This is a genomic window from Pseudoalteromonas aurantia 208 (assembly GCF_014858725.1).
GTDB lineage: Bacteria > Pseudomonadota > Gammaproteobacteria > Enterobacterales > Alteromonadaceae > Pseudoalteromonas > Pseudoalteromonas aurantia.
Genome location: NZ_AQGV01000007.1, coordinates 1 through 1,176, shown reverse-complemented (window position 1 = coordinate 1,176; position 1,176 = coordinate 1). Strand labels below are relative to the sequence as shown.

General features: G+C 45.8%; 1 protein-coding gene. It reads left to right on the top strand.

The window, feature by feature from the left end:
* Positions 1-1,107 (top strand): elongation factor Tu (gene tuf / locus PAUR_RS00030; protein WP_192505805.1); only part of this gene is annotated, 1,107 nt, incomplete at its 5' end.
* Positions 1,108-1,176 lie beyond the last annotated feature (69 nt).

The window sequence follows — 1,176 nt, the reverse complement described above, 5'->3', positions numbered from 1 at the left end:
ACCCTAACTGCAGCAATCACTAACGTACTTGCAAAAGTATACGGTGGTGAAGCAAAAGACTTCGCAGCAATCGATAACGCTCCAGAAGAGCGTGAGCGTGGTATCACAATCTCAACGTCTCACGTTGAGTACGATACACCGACTCGTCACTACGCACACGTAGATTGTCCAGGACACGCGGATTATGTTAAAAACATGATCACAGGTGCTGCACAAATGGACGGCGCAATCCTAGTAGTTGCTGCAACTGACGGCCCTATGCCACAAACACGTGAGCACATCCTACTTTCTCGTCAGGTTGGCGTACCTTACATCATCGTATTCATGAACAAATGTGACATGGTTGATGACGAAGAGCTACTTGAGCTAGTAGAGATGGAAGTTCGTGAACTTCTTTCTGAGTATGACTTCCCAGGTGATGACTTACCACTAATCGCAGGTTCAGCGCTTAAGGCGTTAGAAGGCGAGAAAGAGTGGGAAGACAAGATTGTAGAGCTTGCAGAAGCACTAGATTCTTACATTCCAGAGCCAGAGCGTGACATCGATAAGCCATTCATCATGCCTATCGAAGACGTATTCTCAATTCAGGGTCGTGGTACAGTAGTAACTGGCCGTGTTGAAGCTGGTATTGTAAACGTGAACGACGAAGTTGAAATCGTAGGTATGAAAGAAACTACGAAGACAACTTGTACAGGTGTAGAGATGTTCCGTAAGCTTCTAGACGAAGGTCGTGCGGGTGAGAACATCGGTGCACTTCTACGTGGTACTAAGCGTGAAGATGTTGAACGTGGTCAAGTACTAGCGAAGCCTGGTTCAATCACGCCACACACGAAGTTCACTTCAGAAGTATACGTACTTTCGAAAGATGAAGGTGGTCGTCATACTCCATTCTTCAAAGGTTACCGTCCACAGTTCTACTTCCGTACAACTGACGTAACAGGTAACGTTGAGTTACCAGAAGGCGTAGAAATGGTAATGCCTGGTGATAACATCAAGATGACTGTAGACCTAATCGTACCAATCGCGATGGACGAAGGCTTACGCTTCGCTATCCGTGAAGGTGGTCGTACAGTTGGTGCTGGTGTTGTTGCAACTATCGTTGAGTAATATCGACCATAGTTAATGCATAAGCATTCATAAGAAACCCAAGCTTAGGCTTGGGTTTTTTTATGCTTG